18 protein-coding genes are annotated in these 18105 nt (G+C 74.7%); 9 read left to right on the top strand and 9 right to left on the bottom strand.

The window, feature by feature from the left end; all coding sequences use genetic code 11:
- Positions 1-429 precede the first annotated feature (429 nt).
- Positions 430-879, top strand: a complete 450-nt coding sequence (locus OG689_RS36040; protein ID WP_266325429.1) for a MarR family transcriptional regulator — start codon at positions 430-432, stop codon at positions 877-879.
- A 92-nt stretch (positions 880-971) separates the two neighbouring features.
- Here the strand turns inward: OG689_RS36040 and OG689_RS36035 are convergent, their stop codons facing one another.
- Both OG689_RS36035 and OG689_RS36030 read right to left on the bottom strand, forming a co-directional pair.
- The gene (locus OG689_RS36035; RefSeq protein ID WP_266325427.1) at positions 972-1457 is read right to left on the bottom strand and encodes a hypothetical protein; all 486 of its coding nucleotides are present in this window, start codon (positions 1455-1457) and stop codon (positions 972-974) included.
- A 726-nt stretch (positions 1458-2183) separates the two neighbouring features.
- The gene (locus OG689_RS36030) at positions 2184-2903 is read right to left on the bottom strand and encodes a TetR family transcriptional regulator (protein ID WP_266325425.1); all 720 of its coding nucleotides are present in this window, start codon (positions 2901-2903) and stop codon (positions 2184-2186) included.
- Positions 2904-3000: 97 nt separating this feature from the next.
- Here OG689_RS36030 and OG689_RS36025 point away from each other — a divergent pair, with 97 nt between their 5' ends.
- A complete protein-coding gene (locus OG689_RS36025; protein ID WP_266325423.1) occupies positions 3001-4167 on the top strand; it encodes an acyl-CoA dehydrogenase family protein in 1167 nt (388 codons plus the stop codon).
- A 183-nt stretch (positions 4168-4350) separates the two neighbouring features.
- Complete coding sequence (locus OG689_RS36020; RefSeq protein ID WP_266327683.1) at positions 4351-4620, top strand: GlsB/YeaQ/YmgE family stress response membrane protein; 270 nt, start codon at positions 4351-4353, stop codon at positions 4618-4620.
- Positions 4621-4764: 144 nt separating this feature from the next.
- Here OG689_RS36020 and OG689_RS36015 read toward each other — a convergent pair whose 3' ends face one another.
- The 5 genes from OG689_RS36015 to OG689_RS35995 form a co-directional block, all read right to left on the bottom strand.
- Positions 4765-6534: a putative PEP-binding protein gene (locus tag OG689_RS36015; protein WP_266325421.1), complete on the bottom strand. Its 1770-nt coding sequence runs from the start codon at positions 6532-6534 to the stop codon at positions 4765-4767.
- Entirely contained in the window at positions 6531-7157 is a 627-nt protein-coding gene (dhaL, locus tag OG689_RS36010; RefSeq protein WP_266325419.1) for a dihydroxyacetone kinase subunit DhaL, read from the bottom strand. Before dhaL ends, OG689_RS36015 begins: the two co-directional genes overlap by 4 nt.
- A gap of 267 nt (positions 7158-7424) precedes the next feature.
- Entirely contained in the window at positions 7425-8423 is a 999-nt protein-coding gene (gene dhaK, locus OG689_RS36005; protein WP_266325417.1) for a dihydroxyacetone kinase subunit DhaK, read from the bottom strand.
- Complete coding sequence (locus OG689_RS36000; protein ID WP_266325415.1) at positions 8420-9190, bottom strand: MIP/aquaporin family protein; 771 nt, start codon at positions 9188-9190, stop codon at positions 8420-8422. The genes dhaK and OG689_RS36000 overlap by 4 nt, the downstream gene beginning before the upstream one ends.
- A 317-nt stretch (positions 9191-9507) precedes the next feature.
- The gene (locus OG689_RS35995; RefSeq protein ID WP_266325413.1) at positions 9508-10287 is read right to left on the bottom strand and encodes an IclR family transcriptional regulator; all 780 of its coding nucleotides are present in this window, start codon (positions 10285-10287) and stop codon (positions 9508-9510) included.
- A 58-nt stretch (positions 10288-10345) separates the two neighbouring features.
- Between OG689_RS35995 and dhaM the strand changes: the two genes are divergently transcribed.
- The gene (gene dhaM, locus OG689_RS35990; protein WP_266325411.1) at positions 10346-10738 is read left to right on the top strand and encodes a dihydroxyacetone kinase phosphoryl donor subunit DhaM; all 393 of its coding nucleotides are present in this window, start codon (positions 10346-10348) and stop codon (positions 10736-10738) included.
- Positions 10722-11135: an HPr family phosphocarrier protein gene (locus OG689_RS35985; protein WP_266325409.1), complete on the top strand. Its 414-nt coding sequence runs from the start codon at positions 10722-10724 to the stop codon at positions 11133-11135. The genes dhaM and OG689_RS35985 overlap by 17 nt, the downstream gene beginning before the upstream one ends.
- A gap of 111 nt (positions 11136-11246) precedes the next feature.
- Here the strand turns inward: OG689_RS35985 and OG689_RS35980 are convergent, their stop codons facing one another.
- Entirely contained in the window at positions 11247-11762 is a 516-nt protein-coding gene (locus OG689_RS35980) for a DUF309 domain-containing protein (protein WP_266325408.1), read from the bottom strand.
- 145 nt (positions 11763-11907) lie between these two features.
- Here OG689_RS35980 and OG689_RS35975 point away from each other — a divergent pair, with 145 nt between their 5' ends.
- The 4 genes from OG689_RS35975 to OG689_RS35960 all read left to right on the top strand — a co-directional run bounded on the left by OG689_RS35975 (position 11908) and on the right by OG689_RS35960 (position 16380).
- A complete protein-coding gene (locus tag OG689_RS35975; protein WP_266325407.1) occupies positions 11908-12162 on the top strand; it encodes a LapA family protein in 255 nt (84 codons plus the stop codon).
- Between the two features lie 37 nt (positions 12163-12199).
- Positions 12200-14539 carry an FHA domain-containing protein gene (locus OG689_RS35970; RefSeq protein WP_266325405.1) on the top strand — a complete coding sequence of 780 codons (2340 nt, stop codon included), beginning with the start codon at positions 12200-12202 and terminating at the stop codon, positions 14537-14539.
- Between the two features lie 87 nt (positions 14540-14626).
- On the top strand, positions 14627-15274 hold the full coding sequence (locus tag OG689_RS35965) for a hypothetical protein (protein WP_266325403.1): 648 nt from the start codon (positions 14627-14629) through the stop codon (positions 15272-15274).
- A gap of 86 nt (positions 15275-15360) precedes the next feature.
- On the top strand, positions 15361-16380 hold the full coding sequence (locus OG689_RS35960) for a serine/threonine-protein kinase (protein ID WP_266327681.1): 1020 nt from the start codon (positions 15361-15363) through the stop codon (positions 16378-16380).
- A 129-nt stretch (positions 16381-16509) separates the two neighbouring features.
- Here the strand turns inward: OG689_RS35960 and OG689_RS35955 are convergent, their stop codons facing one another.
- The gene (locus tag OG689_RS35955) at positions 16510-17892 is read right to left on the bottom strand and encodes a streptophobe family protein (RefSeq protein WP_266325401.1); all 1383 of its coding nucleotides are present in this window, start codon (positions 17890-17892) and stop codon (positions 16510-16512) included.
- Positions 17893-18105 lie beyond the last annotated feature (213 nt).

Genomic DNA, 18105 nt, shown 5'->3' with positions numbered 1-18105 from the left:
CTTCACGGGGACCGGGCAGGCCCCGGCCCGCGGCGGCCGGTATCGGCGTCCTCCGGCTCAGGTCGCCCCGGAGCACACGAACGGCCGGCATCCCGTCCCCACGGTCTGCCGGCCGTCTCGCGCGACGGAAGGGCCTGTCACCTGAACCGGTGACCGCACCCGCGCGCGCGATGCCGTCCGACCGGGTCCCTCCACGGGTCCACTCCCGACCGGGCGTCCGCCCCCGCGCGGCACGTCCGGGCCGCCCGCTCCGGGAGAGGCCGCCCGTCCGCTGTCCGCGCGGAACGCTCTATCGCTAGAGCCATTTGCATGGTACGCCCCTCCTGTCCCAGGAGACAGCCTCGGCACCAGGGAGTCCGCACCCGTCCGGCGGCGGCGCCCACGGATGGGCCGAGCCGGATCGTCGCACTTCAGACGTAAAATCCGAGCATGAGCACCCGTGACGTTCCCGCCGAACTCACCCGGCTGGTCTGGACGCTCCACCGCGTCCTGAACCAGGCGGGGCGGCCGCCCACCGGCGAAGAGGTCCGTCCCCCCGCCCAGGTGGAACTGCTGCAGCTGGTCCTGGACGAGCCCGGCATCAGCGTCCGCGACGCGGCCGAGGCACTGCACATGCAGCCGCACAACGTCAGCACGCTGGTGACCCTGCTGGTACGGGACGGGCTCCTCGACCGTACGCCGCACCCGGAGGACCGCCGGACGGCGCAGCTCCGGCCGACCCGCGCGTTGCTCGACACCGGCCGGCAGATCGACTCCAACCTGCACCTCGGCGTCGCCACCGCCCTGGCCGCCCTGCCGGCGGACTCCCTGGAACGGATCTCGGCCGCCCTGCCGGACCTCTGGATGCTCGCCGAACACCTGACGCCGCCCCGCCCCTGAGGCCCGGTGAGCCCCGGACGCCCCGGGACCCGGCAGCCCCAGCCGCCGTGTGCCGGGCGCGCTTCACCGAGGGCCGTCGGCGACGCGCGGTGTCACAGGTCCCAGTAGCTGGACCTGACCGAGTGCCGGCCCGCCGCCGGGGCCGGCTGCCGGAGGTGGCCGTAGACCTGGTCCGGGGAGACCTGGAAGGTGAGGACCCGTCCGGCGCCCGTCACGGCGGCCAACTGGACCCGGGTGCCGGCGATGACCGCGCCGGGCAGGGCGCCCACCACCGCCGCGCGGACGGTGAAACCCTCGTCCAGCGCGATCACGTACGGGGTCAGGCGGTGCTGTCCGCGCTGGGCGGCCGGCAGCAGTCGCTGCACGGTGCCGGCGCCGGAGCCGCGCTCGCGCAGCAGGTCGGCCGATCCGCAGACCGGGCAGAGCAGGCAGGTGGGCGCCGTCGCGGCGCGGCACCAGCGGCACCGCAGGTGGATCAACTCGGCCCCGGGGAAGGCCGGTTCGGCCACGGGCAGGTCGGCCAGGGCGGTGCCCGCACCGGTGGCCGGGGCGGTGGGGGTGGCAACGGCGAGTTCCATGGTGACTCCTTGAGGGGTGAGGAGAACAGGAAGACGGGCTCGGTGGGGTGGCCTGGAGCTGCGCCGGGGCTGCCCGCCACGGGCCCGCTCCCGGGTGCCATGTCGCCGGAGTGCCCGGCACGGTGCCGGACCTCTCCGGGTACTGCGGTTCTTGCCGTCCCTACGGCTTCCGGAGTTGCGACGGGGACGGACGGGTCAGCCTGCGGCGCATCCGAGGCGGCCACGACCGTCGCACCGGCCCGCCACCCCCGTGTCCCGCATGCCGCGGCCGGCGTCCCGGTCCGGTGTCCTCGGTCCCATGCCGTACCTCCCAGTACCGACGGACGGCGCGACGGGACGTCACCGCCTACCGGGCCACTCGGCCGCCGCTCGCGCCGAGCCGACGGCCGAGGGGCCCGCTCCTCCGGACGATATGGCACTCGGTGTCGACCTGTAAAGGCACTCAGTGCCCTTTGCCAGGGAACGCAGTGCCATCCCCCCTTCGCCGCGGCCGGGCCGGCACCGGAAAAGCGCAGGCCGCAGCGGGGCACCGGGCGCAACGGGCGCCGGACGCCAGGCCACCGCGCCGCACGACCGCTGGCCGCGGAACGACCGACGGCAGCACGGCGGGCGACGCACCGACGGACGACGGGCCGGCGGGACCGGGGAACGAACGGGTCGCCGGGACCGGGGAACGAACGGGCCGGCGGGACCGGGACGGGACGGCGGACGCCCGCGGCCGGCCGGTCAGGCGTCGAGGGCGGCCTCGACGCCGCGCACCACCCGCCACATCGGCGTGCCCCGCCTGGCGACCACCACCACGACCTCGTCGTCCTGCGACTCCGGCGCGGACGGCGCCTGCGAGCCGCTCCAGGTCTCGGCCACGAAGCTCAGCGCCTGGCCGACCGCCTCGGTCACATCGCCCTCGCCGCCGGAGCGCAGCCAGGTGCGAAGGGTGTGGTTGTGCGCCGCCACGACGGCCGCGGCGATCACGTCGGCCCGCAGGGCGCCGTCGGCGCGGGCCGCGTACCGGGCCCTCAGATGGGCGGCCAGCGCCCGCTCGTAGCGCCAGACCACCGACAGCTCGTGCGCGCGGAGATTGGGGACCTTCTTGGTGAGGAGGTAGCGCTGGACCGAGAAGGCCGGGTTCACCGCGTACGCGCGGAGCACCAGCCGGGCGGCGTCGCAGACCTGTTCGACCGGATCGCCGGCGTCGTCGGCGCCCTGCAGGAAGGCGGTCATCTCGGCGAGGCAGCCGTCGTGGTCCGGAAAGACCACGTCCTCCTTGGAGGGGAAGTGCCGGAAGAAGGACCGGCGCCCGACCCCGGCCTCGGCCACGATGTCGTCGATCGTGGTCTGCTCGAAACCGCGCTCCATGAACAGCCGGAACGCCGCCGTCACCAGCGCGTCCCGCATGGTCGGCTTCTCGACGGCCGCCGCCTGGTCCTGCTTGCGCACCTCGCTCATGCAGGGACGGTAGCACCGAGTACCCTCAGGAGCTGGGCCGAGCGACACTCAGTGTGCATAATTTGGGGTACTGAGTGCCATTGCGAGGGAGCTTTCCATGAACCAGGACTTCGATCTGTTCCGGACCACCGAGGAGCACGACATGCTCCGGGAGGCGGTGCGCTCGCTGGCCGAGGCGAAGATCGCTCCGTTCGCGGCCGAGGTGGACGAGCAGGGCCGGTTCCCGCACGAGGCGTTGGAGGCGCTGCAGGGCAGTGACCTGCACGCGGTGCACGTGCCGGAGGAGTTCGGGGGTGCGGGGGCGGACGCGCTGGCGACGGTGATCGTGATCGAGGAGGTCGCGCGGGTCTGCGCGTCGTCCTCGCTGATCCCGGCGGTGAACAAGCTGGGTTCGCTGCCGGTGCAGCTGTCCGGCTCCGAGGAGCTGAAGGCGAAGTACCTGGGGGCGCTGGCGCGCGGCGAGGGCATGTTCTCGTACTGCCTGTCGGAGCCGGACGCGGGTTCGGACGCGGCGGGGATGAAGACCCGCGCGGTGCGCGACGGCGACTTCTGGGTGCTGAACGGCGTCAAGCGGTGGATCACCAACGCCGGTGTGTCGGAGTTCTACACGGTGATGGCGGTCACCGACCCCGAGAAGCGCTCCAAGGGCATCTCGGCGTTCGTGGTGGAGAAGGGCGACGTGGGCGTGACCTTCGGCGCCCCGGAGAAGAAGCTCGGCATCAAGGGCTCCCCGACCCGCGAGGTCTACCTCGACAACGTCCGGATCCCCGCGGACCGGATGATCGGCGAGGAGGGCACCGGCTTCGCCACCGCGATGAAGACCCTCGACCACACCCGGGTCACCATCGCCGCGCAGGCGATCGGCATCGCCCAGGGCGCCCTCGACCACGCCGCCGGCTACGTCAAGGAGCGCAAGCAGTTCGGCAAGCCGATCGGCGACTTCCAGGGCGTGCAGTTCATGCTCGCCGACATGGCGATGAAGCTGGAGGCCGCCCGCCAGCTCACCTACGCCGCCGCCGCCCGCTCCCAGCGCGTCTCGCACGGCGGCGCCCACGAGGACCTCACCTTCTTCGGCGCCGCCGCCAAGTGCTTCGCCTCCGACGCCGCGATGGAGATCACCACCGACGCCGTCCAGCTCCTCGGCGGCTACGGCTACACCCGCGACTACCCGCTGGAGCGGATGATGCGCGACGCCAAGATCACCCAGATCTACGAGGGCACCAACCAGATCCAGCGCATCGTGATGGCCCGCAACCTCCCGTAACCCCCCGCACGGCCACCGCACCGCAACGCCCGAGGGCGCCCCCACCAGGAGGCGCCCTCAGCCGTTCACCGGGCCGGGCCGAGCGGTCGGGAGTTGGACGTGCCGAACGGCCCCATCCGCGCGATGCTGGTGATCACGCCGCCCACCGGCGGTGCCGTCACGGGCCAAGGACCGGAGGACATCGTGTTCCAACTGCTCTGGATTCTCCTGATCGGGTTCATCCTCGGCGTGCTGGCCAAGCTGTTGCTGCGCGGCCCACAGTCCATCCCGTGGTGGTTGACCATGATCCTCGGCGCCCTCGGGGCCCTGCTCGGCAACGCGGTGGCCGGCTGGATCGGCGTGGCGCACACCTCCGGCATCGACTGGATCCGGCACGCGCTGCAGGTCGGCTTCGCCGTCCTGCTGGTGGCGCTGGTCGCCCCGGCCTACGGCAATCGCAGAGCCGGGCGCTGACGGGGCAGCGAACCCCGGCCTCCCGGTGAGCACCCGCGAGCCCCTTGAGCCGCAGACCACGCGGTCCCCACCGGAACGAGCGGCCCGTCGCGCCCGCAGGCGCGGCGGGCCGCACGCCTCCGCCCCTCCTCCCGACGGCCACGGCTACGGCAGCGCCGGGCTGCAGCGCCGTTCGACGATCTCCCAGACCTCCTCGACGTCCTCGGCGGCCAGAGCCTCGCGGGCCGCCTGGGCGCAGGCCTCGGCGTCGAGCCGGCGGACCCGGGCCCTGACCTCGTCCAGGACGGCCGGCGCGGCGGACAGCACGTCGCAGCCGAGACCGATCAGCAGCGGCATCACCAGGGGGTGCGCGGCGGCGTCCCCGCAGACCGACACCTGCCGGCGGTGCCGGTGGGCGGCCTCGACCACCTGCCCGATCGCGCCCAGCACCTCCGGGTGCGCGGTGTGGGCGGGCCCGGCGGCGGGGTCGAGACGGTCGAGTCCCAGGATCTGGCCGGTCAGGTCGTTGCTGCCGATGGAGAGGAAGGCCGCCTCCCGGGCCAGCTCGTCGGCGCGCTCGACGGCCTCGGGGAGTTCGATCATGGCGCCGAGCGGCGGCACGGGGACGCCGAGGGCCTCGGCGGCCGCCCGCAGAAGCTCCCGGCAGGCCAGCAGTTCCTCGGGAGCGGCCACCATCGGGATCATGATCCGCAGATCGGTGCCGGCGCCGGTGGTGAGGAGCGCGCGGAACTGGGCCGTGAAGGCGTCCGGCCGCGCCAGCATCAGCGGCAGGCCACGTCCGATCCGGCCGTCCGGGCCGGCCCCCGCCAGGAAGGGCGGGACCTTGTCGTCGGCGAAGTCGAGGGTCCGGACGGTGACCGGACGGCCGGCGAGCTCGCGCAGCACGGGCGCCAGCGCGGCCGCGTGCTGCTCCTCGCCGGGCCAGCGACGGGCCTCCAGGAAGGGCAGTTCGGTGCGCAGCAGGCCGACCCCGTCGGCGCCGGCCCGCAGCGCCGCCTCGCTGTCCGCGGCGGTGGCGACGTTGGCGCGCAGGATCACGCTGTGCCGGTCGCGGGTCTCGCAGGGCAGGTGCCGTTCGGCGGCCAGCGCGGCCCGACGGGTGCGGTCCTGGTCCATCGCGGCCAGGGCGCCGGCGCGCTCGGCGGGGGCGGGACGGACGGTGAGGCCGGCCCGGGCGCCGTCGACGATCGCCTCGGCCCCGTCGGGCAGGTCGAGTACGGCCGGGTCCAGGCCGAGCAGCAGCGGGATGCCGAGCGAGCGGGCGACGATCGCGGCGTGCGAGTTGGGCCCGCCGGTCACGGAGGCGGCGGCGACCACCTCGGCGCCGGGTTCCAGCAGGTCGGCCGCGCCGACTTCATGGGCGATCAGAACGAGCGGGCCCGCGGGAAGGGCGAGGCCGGCGCCACCGAGCCAGGCCAGCGCGCGGCGGCCGACCTGGCGGACGTCGGCGGCCCGCTCGGCGAGCGTGGGGTCCGGCAGGGCGCCGATGGCCCGGGCGTACTCCTCGACGGCGGCCTGGACGGCTTCGGCGGCCGACGCGCCCCGGGCGGCCCGGCGGGTGGCGGCCGCGCGCAGGTCGGGGTCCTGGGCGAGGTAGCCGCCGACCTCCATGATGTCGGCCTGCTCGATCCGGCCGCCGGCCCGCAGCGAGGCGGAGAGCCGCGCCAGGTGCTCGGCGACCGCGTCGAAGGCGGCCTCGACGTCGCGGACCACATCGTCCACGAGCGCCGCGCCCGCTCCTGCGGGCACCGTCCCGCTCTCGGCGTCGGGCCCGAAGAGGTGCGGGCCGCCCGGGTCGGCCCGCACCGCGGCCTTCCGCGGCGGTGGGAGGGCCGGCGGACGGTCCGGACGGTGCAGGGTGCCGAGCGCGACGCCGGCCGAGGCGGCCCGGCCGGTGAAGGAGCGCCGGCTCATCGGGCGGCCGCCGCCGTGGCGAGGGCGCCGAAGACCAGCGCGGTGGAGGTGGCGCCCGGGTCCTGGTGGCCGATGCTGCGCGGGCCGAGGTAGGAGGCGCGGCCCTTGCGGGCCTGCAGCGGGACGGTGGCGCGGGCGCCGTCCGCCGCCGCGCGGGCCGCCTGCGCCGCGGCGGCGGCGAGGTCGCCGCCCGCGCGGAGCTCCGCCTCGAAGGCGTCGAGGGCGGGCAGGAAGGCGTCGACCATGGTCTTGTCGCCGGGGGCGGCCGCGCCGAGCTCCCGCACCGCGTCGAGCCCGACCCGGAGCGCGGCGAGCAGTTCGGCGGCGTCCGGGTCGGTGGCGGGCAGGGCCTTGCCGGTGGCCCGGAACGCGGTGCCGTACAGCGGGCCGGACGCGCCGCCGACGCTGGAGATCAGCGTGGTGCCGACCTTGACCAGCAACTGGCCCACTGAATCCGGCCGGTAGGAGACCTGGGTGGCGAGGACGGCGTTGAAACCGCGGTGCATGTTCGCGCCGTGGTCGGCGTCGCCGATGGCGGAGTCCAGCTGGGTGAGCCGGTCCTGGTGCTCGTCCATGGCGACGGCGACGGCCTGCACCCAGTGCCTCGCGAGGGCGATGTCCATCGGGGTTCTCCTTCATGCTGTTCGGGCTCGGGCGGGGCGGCGCGGGGAGCGGTACGGGGCCGGGCGCTACGGCGGTGCATCGGCCCGGTGGGACGCGGTACGGGCGGCCGGACGGCACGCACGCCGGTCCGTACCAGGCCGGCGCCGCGGCGTCCGGGGCACGGATGGCCCCGGCCGTGCACGGGCGGCGGTGCCCGTCCGGGTGCGGCGGGGACGGGTGGGTGCGTCCGGCCGGGGGTGGGGGTCACCGGCCGGACGCACCCGGTCTCAGCCGCCCCAGCGCAGGGCGGGGGTGTCCACGGGCGCGTCCCAGAGCGCGAGCAGCTGCTCGTCGGCCCGGCAGACGGTGATCGAGGCGCCGGCCATGTCCAGGCTGGTCACGTAGTTCCCGACCAGGCTGCGGGCGACGGTGACGCCCTGGGCGGCGAGCTGCGTGCTGACCTCGTGGAACAGGACGTACAGCTCGATCAGCGGGGTGCCGCCGAGGCCGTTCACCAGCACCAGGGCCTGGTCGGTGCCGGTGAGCACGGGCTCGGCGAGGATCGCGGCCAGGGCCTCCGCGACGATCTCGCGGGCCGTGCCCAGCTTCTCCCGGCGCCGGCCGGGCTCGCCGTGGATGCCGACGCCGACCTCCATCTCGTCCTCGGGGAGGTCGAAGCCGGGCTTGCCGGCCGCCGGGGTGGTGCAGGCGGTCAGCGCGACGGCGAAGGAGCGGGACAGCTCGTTGACCCGGCGGCCGACGGCGGCCACCTCGGCGAGGCCGGCACCCTGCTCGGCCAGCGCGCCGGCGATCTTCTCGACGAAGACGGTGGCGCCGGTGCCGCGCCGGCCCGCCGTCCAGGTGGAGTCCGTCACCGCCACGTCGTCGTCGACCAGGACGGTCTGCACCTCGATGCCCTCGTCGGCGGCGAGTTCGGCCGCCATCCGGAAGTTGAGCACGTCGCCGGTGTAGTTCTTGACGATCAGGACCACACCCGCGCCCTGGTCGACCGCGGTCGCGGCCGCCAGCACCTGGTCGGGCACCGGGGAGGTGAAGATCTCGCCGGGACAGGCCGCGTCGAGCATCCCGGTGCCGACGAAGCCGCCGTGCAGCGGTTCGTGGCCGGAGCCACCACCGGAGACGAGTGCCACCTTTCCGGCCCGGACGGCGCCGGCCCGCCGGACGACCCGCGCCGCGACGTCGACGTCGAGCCGCGGATGGGCGGCGGCCATTCCCGCGAGCGCGTCGTCGAGCACGGACTCGGGGGTGTTGAGGAACTTCTTCACGACAGCACTCCTTCGACGTCGGCGGCCGCCCTGGCCGGCTCGGGCGCCCGCGACGCCTCGGCGGGGCGGCGGTTCAGGACGTGGTACGCGAGGGCGGCCAGCACACCGCCGGCCAGCTCGGCGGCCAGGTAGACCGGGAGTTGGCCCCAGTGCACCCTCCCGCCGGCGAGCTCGGCGACCAGCATCGGGCCGAATGCACGGGCCGGGTTGATGGCCGCCCCGGTGGCCGGCGCCACCGGGAGGATGATCGCGAAGACCGCGAAGCCGATCGCGATCCCCGCGAAGCCGCCCGGAGCCCGCGCGTCGATCGCGCCGAACACCACGAACACCAGCAGGAAGGTGCCGATCGCCTCGGCGGCGAAGGCCTGCCCGACGCCCACCTGCGGCCCGTAGGCGGCCACCCCGAGGCCGAGGTCCACCGCCCGGTGGCCGAGCACCGCGATGACGGCGTAGCCGCCGACCACGGCTCCGGCGAGCTGGGCCACCAGATAGCCGGGGACCTCCCGCCACGGCATCCGGCCGGTGACGGCGAGCGCCAGGGTGACCGCCGGGTTGATCTGACAGCCCGAGATGTGCCCGATCGCGTACACCAGGGCCACCACCGCCAGGGCGAACGCCAGGGCGATCATGCCCAGTTGGGCCATGGTGAACGGTGCGTCAGCACCGAGGATCAGCGTCGCGGGCACCGAGCCGACTCCGACGAAGACCAGGGTCGCCGTGCCGAGCAGCTCGGCGAACAGCTTCTGGGGAAGGGAGTTCTCTGTCATGGGTACGCCTGCGGCCCGCTCGGGACACAGGGCGGTCACCTCCTCCGCGTGCGCGGATCAGAAGGGGTCGGGCCCTGGCCGGGGTGGAGAAGTACTCAGGAAACCCGTTCGTCATACCTGAAACGTGTTCGGAACTTAAGCCCGCGTTTCACGGAGTGTCAAGAGCCCTGTCCACACTCTGTCAGCCACTGCTGCACGCACGGTGGCCGACCTCCGTGGGCCCACCGCACCCGGCGCCGGGGATGCCGACGAGGCCGCCGCCCGGGAGGGGGCTGCGACCTCGGACGATCCCCGGCCGGGCGAGCGGTCGGCGCCGCTCAGGCTCCGGCCTGCCAGGGGGTGCCGCGGCCGGCACCGAGTTCCCGCGACAGGTTCCTGGCCACCTCGCGGACGGCCACCGCGTGCTTCTGGCGCACCGCGTCGTCCGCGAGCAGCCGCTCGACCGGGCCGACCACGCCGATCGCGCCGACCGCCTCGCCCGAGCGGTCGAAGACGGCCGAGGCGATGCCGGCGTCGCCGAGCGCGGCCTCCTGGTCCTCGGTCGCGTAGCCGATCCCGCGCACCTCCTCCAACTGCGCGGCCAGCGCGGCCGGGTCGGTCAGGGTCCGGCCGGTCAGCCGGATCAGTTCGCCCGCCAGCAGGGCGGCCCGCTGCGCCGAGGGCTGGAAGGAGACGACCGCCTTGCCGAGCGCGCAGGTGTGCCAGGGGATGCTGGCCCCGACCTCCAGGATCTGCACCGCACCCTCGGGTCGGAACGCGTGGTGCACCACCAGGACGTGGTCACCGGCGAGCACCGCCACCCAGACGGCCTCGCCCGTCCCGGTCGCCAGCGCGTCGGCCCAGGTCACCGAGCGGGTGCGGAGCTCCTGGGTGTCCAGGTAGGAGTTGCCGAGCTGGAGCAGGCCGGGACCCAGCAGGTATTTGCCGGTCTCCCGGTCCTGGCGCACCAGCCCCTCGGCCTCCAGGGTGCGCAGCAGGGCGTGCACGGTCGGCTTGGCGATGCCGATCCGCTCGGCCAGTTCGGTCACGCCCAGCCGGGGGCCGGCGGTGGACAACTCCCGAAGGACACGGACCGCCCGGTGGACCGACTGAACCATGAGGGTTTACCTGCTTTCGGTATTGCAGAACACTGTTCCAAAATCTAGCATCTGGCCCATGAGTCAAACTGTCGGCATCGTACTCGTGTCCCACAGCCCCGGACTGGCCGGCGGACTGCGCGATCTCCTGGCGCAGATCGGCTCCGACAGCGTCCCCGTGATCGCCGCCGGCGGCACCGCCGACGGCGGGATCGGCACCAGTTACGACCTCGTCCTCGAAGCCCTCGACCAGGCGGACCGGGGAGCCGGCGTGGTCCTCCTGCCGGACCTCGGCAGTTCGGTGCTGACGGCCCGTGCCGTTCTGGCGGACCATCCGCGCCCCGGAGTCGTCCTGGTCGACGCCCCCTTCGTCGAGGGTGCGGTCGCCGCCGCCGTCACCGCCTCGGTCGGAGCCGATGTGCACGCCGTCGCCGGCGCAGCCGAGGAGGCCCGTGATGTCCGGAAGTTCTGAACCCGCGCCCGCCGCAGCATCGGCCCCCATCGGCGTCGGCTCCCCCACCGACCCCGCCGACCCCGCCGACCCCGCCGACCCCGCGCGCCCCGCCACCGCTGCGGAACTCCCCCGCCCCGCCCGGGATCCGGCCGACCGGCCGGCGACCGCCGAGGCGACCGTCCGACTCCCCGCGAACCTGCACGCCCGCCCGGCCGGCGCACTGGCCAGGGCGGCCGCCGGGTTCCGCAGCACCATCCGGGTCGAGCACGCGGGCCGGTCGGCCAGCCCGACCGGCATCCTGGCGGTGCTGGGACTGGGCGCCACCCGGGGCGCCGACGTCACCGTACGGGCGGAGGGCGTGGACGCGGCCGCCGCCGTCGCGACCCTGGCACGCGTCCTCGCCGAGGCCGAGTAGCCGCACCGCGGCCGGCGGAGCGACGACCGAGCGACCGAGCGACCCGACAACCGACGATCCGGCCGAGGACCGACCGCACCCCGGACCGACCGCCCCCAGGGGCCGGCTCGGTCAGCGGCCGGCCGCACCGCTCCGCAGCCTCGGGGTGTTCGGCGCGACCGCGTAGGCGGGGCGGGTGGCCTGCTCACCGGCCCAGCGGGCCAGCGCGGTCACGTCGATCCCGTACGGGGCCGTCCGCGCGAAGGGCGCCAGTGCCTCGGCGGCCCGGGCCAGCAGCGCGCCGGAGCCGGCCGAGTTGCCGCGCGCGGCGTGGGTCAGGCCGACGGCGAACTGCGCCAGCCCGCGCCAGAGTTGCCGTTCGGAGGCCGGCGCGGCCTTCCACATGTCCTCCAGCACCTCGTGCGCATGGAAGGGCCGCCCGGCGTCCAGCAGTCGCTGGGCCTCGGCCAGCGCCTCCTCCGGCGAGCGCTGCACCCCCTCCTCCTGCCGGGTCACACCGGCCGCGCCGTACGGCAGCGGCCGCCCGAGGCCGTCCCGCGGCCGCGCGTTGCGGGCCCGGCCCGCCGCGTCCCGATCGCGGTCGGTCCGCTGCCCCAGGTCCCCGCCCTCGCCCACCGATTCGCTCATGCCCCGATTGTCCAACGAAGCGCCCACTACGGGGAGCAAAACGGCGAACACCGACAGCGAACATCGGCCCCTCCCGTCACCGCCCGGGTCGGGACGGAGATCGCCCGAACGGTGCGAGTGGGGCAATTCGCACGATACTGGGGCCATGGCTGAGAAAACCCTGCCTCCGCACGAACCCTCGAAGGTCACGGTCAAGGGCCGGGCGGTACGGCTGCGCACGATCGGGATCGGCATCCTCATCGTTCTCGCGATCTGGTTCATCGCCGCCAACACCGGCTCGGTCTCGATCCGGCTGTGGGTACCCACCGTCACCCTGCCGCTGTGGGTGGTACTGACGGTGACCCTGCTGGTCGGGATGGTCATCGGCTGGGTCGCCGCCCGCCGCCGGGCGAAACGCTGACGGGGCGGCCGGCGGCGGGTGGGCCTAGAATCCGAGTATGGGAGAGCGCGCAGGCGCGCCCACCGCGCCGCCACTGGTCCTCGCCACCGACACCGACTCGCAGCTGATCGCCCCGAGCCGGTCGTACCACGTCGGACGGGACCCCACCAGCGAGATCGTCCTGGACGATCCCCGGGTGTCCTGGCACCACGCCGTGCTGCGGGCGGACGACGGGCACTGGCTGCTGGAGGACGTCGGCAGCACCAACGGCACCTTCGCCGAGGGCCACCAGGTCCGGCAGTGGGGCGTGGAGCCGGGCAGCACGGTGCGGTTCGGCAATGCCACCGACGGGCCCTCGGCCAGCTTCAGCAGTCTGCCCGAGCCGACCGTCTACGAGCGGCCGTCCCTGGTGGCGCCGGAGGCGTCGGGAGTCTTCCGGCAGCCGACCCGGGTCCGTCCGCTGCCCACCCGCACCATCCGGATCGGCCGCGCCGACGACAACGACCTGGTGGTGGACGACCTGCTGGTCTCCCGGCACCACGCCGAGCTGAGCGCGCTGCCGGACGGCCGGTACGAGATCGCCGACCTGGCCAGCCACAACGGGACCTTCCTCAACGGCAGTCCGGTGACGGTGGCCACCGTCGGCCCGGCCGACATCATCGGCATCGGGCACTCGGCCTTCTGCCTGCAGGGCGGCGAACTCGTCGAGTACGCCGACACCGGCCTGGTCTCGCTGAACGTGCAGGGGCTGACGGTGCGGGTCGGCAAGGACCAGCGGGTCCTGCTGGACAACGTCAGCTTCCCGGTGGGCGAGAAGACCCTGGTGGCCGTCGCCGGTCCGAGCGGAGCGGGCAAGTCGACCCTGCTCAACGCCCTCACCGGCCTGCGGCCCGCCGACGACGGGAGTGTCCTCTACGACGGCCGCGACCTCTACCGGGACTACGCGGAACTGCGCCAGCGGATCGGACTCGTCCCGCAGGACGACATCCTGCACACCCAACTCTCGGTGCGCCGCGCCCTGCGCTACGCCGCCGAATTACGCTTCCCCGGCGACACCGCCAAGGCCGAGCGCGAGGCCCGGGTCACCGAGGTGATCCACGAACTCGGCCTGGACAAGCGGGCCGACCAGGTGATCTCGAGTCTCTCCGGCGGGCAGCGCAAGCGGGTCAGCGTCGCCCTGGAGCTGCTCACCAAGCCGTCGCTGCTCTTCCTCGACGAGCCGACCTCCGGCCTGGACCCGGGGATGGACCGCTCGGTGATGCAGATGCTGCGCGGGCTGGCGGACGACGGCCGGACGGTCGTCGTGGTCACCCACAGCGTGCTGAGCCTGGACGTCTGCGACCGCCTGCTGGTGCTCGCCCCGGGCGGGCGCACCGCCTACTACGGACCGCCCGAGGACGCGCTGGCCTTCTTCGGCTTCGACGAGTGGCCGCAGGCCTTCGAGGCCTTCGAGAGCGACGACGACCGGGCCTGGGCGAGCCGGTTCCGGGAGTCCTCCCGGTACGGCGAGTTCATCGCCTCGGCCGTCGAGCGGCCGGCCCCGCAGGCCGCGGCCGCGCAGGCCTACGCCCCGCCGCCCAAGCCGCAGAGCTGGGGCTCCCAGCTCAGCACCCTGGTGCGCCGGTACTTCTCGGTGCTGGCGGCGGACCGGATGTTCCTCATCATCATGGTCGCGCTGCCCTTCATCGTGGGTGCGATGTGCCGGGCGATGGCCGGCTCCCGGCTGACCTCGGAGAACGCCCTCAACTGCCTGCTGACGCTGTGCATCGGCGGAGTGCTGACCGGATCGGCCAACGCCGTCCGTGAAGTCATCAAGGAGACGGCGATCTACCGGCGAGAACGGGTGGTGGGCCTCTCCAGGTCCGCCTACCTGACCTCCAAGGTGGTGGTGCTCGGAGTGATCACCGTGATCCAGGCGACCGTCCTCACCATGGTCGGACTGGTCGGGGTGGACCTGAAGGTCGCCGTGAGCAGCGGCGTGTACTTCGACCCCTTGATCGAGATCACCCTGGCCGTCGCGCTGCTCTCGTTCACCGCGATGATGCTCGGCCTGCTCATCTCCGCCCTGGTCAGCCGGGAGGAGGCCACCATGCCGATGCTGGTGCTGCTGTCGGTGATCCAGATCGTCTTCAGCGGTGCCATGCTCAAACTGCACGGCGTGCCCGGCCTGGAGCAGTTCGGCTGGCTGGTCCCGTCCCGCTGGGGCCTCGGCGCGATGGCCGCCACCATCGACCTGCACCAGATCCTGCCGACCAACCTCACCGCCGACCCGCTGTTCCGCCATGCCTCCTCGGTGTGGCTGACCTGCATGGGGATGCTGGTGGTGCTCTCGCTGGCGCTCGCCGTCGCGATCTCCCTGCTGCTGCGCCGGCACGAGCCCGCCATCATGCGGAAGTAGCGGCGCCCCCGCCGGCCCCGTTCGGCGGCAGGCCCGCCGGGCCGATGCCGAGTGGCGGACGGGCCTCCCGATGGATAGGACCGGTGTATGAACGAGTTCGTGTTCCGTCCCACCCATGTGGCCCCGCAGGACGGAATGCCGACCTGGACGGCGCCGGACCCCACCCACCCCTCGGCCCGGCTCGACCCGCTGCTGCCCGTCCAGCTGCTGGACCGGGAAGGCGACTGGAGCCGGATCGTCTGCTCCAACGGCTGGTCGGCCTGGGTGGACGGCCGGCTGCTGATCACCCTGCCCGCCGAGCCCGGCACCGCCGCCGGGCCGCTCAGCCGCGCGGCGGACCCCCGGCCGATGCTGGCCGAGGCCGAGCGGGCGCTGGGCCTGCACCGGGGGCTGCTGGACGACCTCGCCGAGGGACGGATCGACTTGGAGACCTTCGGCAACCGGGCCCGGGGGCTGCGGGTCGGCGTGCTGGTCGACGGGGAGTCGCTCTGGCTGTACGACCAGGTGCACGACCGCTGGTGCTACTGCGACGGCCTCCAGCTGCAGACCTACGCGGCCGGCCGCCCGGCCGCCCCCGCGGCGCCGGCCACGCCGCCGCCCGACGCGGCCGCCCCGAGCACTCCGCCGCCCCCGGGCGGGCCCGCGCGTCCAAGCAGCCCGCCGCCCGCCCATCCGCCCGCGCCCGGCGGCGGCCGCCCGGCCGGGTACGAACCCACCCGGACGGGTGACCGGTGAACGCCGGACCGGGGCCGCAGCCCGAGCAGCCGACCGAGCGGGTGCCCGAGAAGACCACCGACCCCTCGCCCAGCCTGCCGTCGGGCATGGTGGGCCGCCGGATCGCCGGGTACGAACTGGAGCGGGAGAGCGGCCGAGGCGGCATGGCCGTGGTCTACCGCGCCAAGGACCTGCGGCTGGGCCGGACGGTCGCGGTCAAGCTGCTGGCCCCGGAACTGGCCCGCAACGAGGTGTTCCGGCAGCGCTTCATCCACGAGTCGCAGGTCGCCGCCGCGATCGACCACCCGAACATCATCCCCGTCTTCGAGGCCGGCGAGGCGGACGGGATCCTCTACATCGCCATGCGCTACGTCCCGGGGCGGGATCTGCGCACCCTGCTCAACCGGGACGGGCCGCTGCCGGCCGACCAGACCGTCCGGATGGCGGCCCAGGTGGCGTCGGCGCTGGACGCCGCGCACGAGCACGAGCTGGTCCACCGGGACGTCAAGCCGGGCAACATCCTGGTCGCGGCGGGGACGGACAGCGAGCACCCGGAGCACCTCTACCTGGCGGACTTCGGGCTCACCAAGAAGTCGCTCTCGTTGAGCGGGCTGACCACCGTCGGGCAGATCGTGGGCACCCTCGACTACGCGGCGCCGGAGCAGATCTCCGGGCGGCCGGTGGACGGCCGCTGCGACCTCTACAGCCTCGGCTGCGTGGTGTTCGAGATGCTGGCGGGCGCCCCACCGTTCCGACGCGAGGACGACGTCGCGCTGCTCTGGGCCCATCTCAACGAGCCGCCGCCCCCGATCACCCCGTTCCGGCCCGACCTGCCGCCGGCGGTGGACGCGGTGCTGGCGGGGGCGCTCGCCAAGACGCCCGAGGAGCGGTACGACACCTGTCTGGGCTTCGTCGCGGAGCTGCGGGCCGCCACCACGGGGGGGCCCGCGGACGGCGGCCGCTGGCAGTCGGCCGGCCCGGCGACCGAGGTGGTCCCGGCCCTGGCGGCCGCCCGGCCCGGCGGGATGCCGCCGGAGCCGACCGCCCCGCCCTCGCCGCCCGCCTGGGCGCTGCCCGTCTTCGCCCCCCGCTCGCCCGGCCCCGGGTACGGCGGGCCGGGCCGCTGACCGACCCGCGGGACCCTGCGGGCGCTACCGGAATCTGCGGGATTCTGCGGGATTCTGCGGACCGAACGGCACCGGCCCGGACGGCACCGCTGCGGACGGCGGTGCTCCGGGCCGGTGCCGCCGGTGCGATCAGCCCCGGCCGTCCGGTTCGGCGACCTCGCCGCGGCGGCGGAGGTGGCCCGCCAGCAGACCCCCCAGCGCGCCGGCCAGCAGCCCCCACCCGGCCCCCAGCAGGACCGCCCACCACAGCTCGGGCTGCAGCGACAGCGAGCCGCTGCCGAGGCTCTGCGCGGTGCTGCCGCCCAGCACCGAGCCCAGCAGCCCGCCGAGCCCGCCCTCGTCCGGGTTCACCCCCAGGACGGCCAGGCCGTAAGCGGCGGAGACCCGGGACAGCACCCCGATCAGCAGCATGGTGACCGCCAGCGCCAGGCCCATCCGCACGGCGTGCTGCCAGATCCTTACGCCCTTCGGCGACCGGTGGGCCATCAGGAAGCCGGCCGCCAGCAGCAGGACCCCGGCCAGCACCGGGAGCCACCAGATCCGGCCGTCGTGGTCGGCCAGGGTGCCCAGGCTGACGGTGACCTCCCGGCCGTCCGGCGTCCGCAGCACGTCCGCCAGCACCGGCGGCATCGGCAGGCCGATCGCGCCGGTCAGGTGCCCGTGCCAGTGCACGCCCAGGCCCAGGCCGAAGGCCGGCCAGGCCAGGTTGGGCACCGCCAGCAGCACCACGGCGAGGGTCTCGCGCGCGTTCCCGTGGACCAGCGCGGTGACCACGCCGACGACCACCCCGATCACGGCGTACACCAGCAGCACCATCAGCATCGCGAACGCCGCCGGGCGGACGGCCTGCTGGTACGGCAGCGCCGCGCGCGGCAGCGGCGCCCGGCGCGAAACCGCGAACGCCGCCGCCAGCACCACCAGCAGCCACAGCAGCCCGAAGCCGAGGGTGCGCGGGACGTCCGCGTGGAACCCGACCTCGGGGGTCAGTCCGAGGGCCCCTCCGATCGTCTGGACCAGGTCGCCGCCGATCTCCACCACGAAGGTGTGCCGGGCGACCGAGACGATCACCGCGAGCGCCGCCAGCCAGAGCACCACCACCCGGGCCACCCGCCCGAGCAGTTCGCCGCCCGCGGCCACCGCACGGAACCGCAGCTGGCGCAGGAACACCTCGACCATCACCAGGGCGCCGGCCAGCCCCACCGAGAGCGGCATCACCGTGATGCCGGCGTTCACCTCGGCGAAGAAGCCCGCGCCGCCGTCGATCCGCACGCTGCCGCCGACCGCCAGGGCCAGCGTCGCGGCGAGCACGGAGGGGAAGGAACCCCCCGGGAGCGAGTCAGCCCGGCCGAGCAGCAGGCCGACGGCGGCCAGTGCGGCCATCACCACCAGCCCGGAGAGCACCACCGCGAGCGCGTCCAGCCAGCCGCGCAGCAGGCCCGGCGAGCCGGGCCGGCGGGGCGCGGCCGCCTCGCCGGACGGCCCGTCCGGACTGTGCGGGGGCTGCTGCTGCATACGTGCTCCTGATGTCCGGGAGTGTCGGTGTCCTGTGCCGCGGGGCCGGTGGGAACCGCGCCGCCGTCCGCCCGTGGCTCCAGGGTCGCCCAGGTCCGGCGGGCCCGCCCACCGCCTTGGGCCGAACGCACCCGGTGGCCCGCCGCCGCGGCCCCGCGTGCCCCGTTCGGCCGCCCCGGCTTGCGCCGCCGGCCGGCATCGGCCCCGGGTCGG

It is taken from the genome of Kitasatospora sp. NBC_00240 (assembly GCF_026342405.1).
GTDB lineage: Bacteria > Actinomycetota > Actinomycetes > Streptomycetales > Streptomycetaceae > Kitasatospora.
The sequence above is the reverse complement of the archived record's forward strand: the minus strand, read 5'-3'. Positions and strand labels throughout refer to the sequence as shown.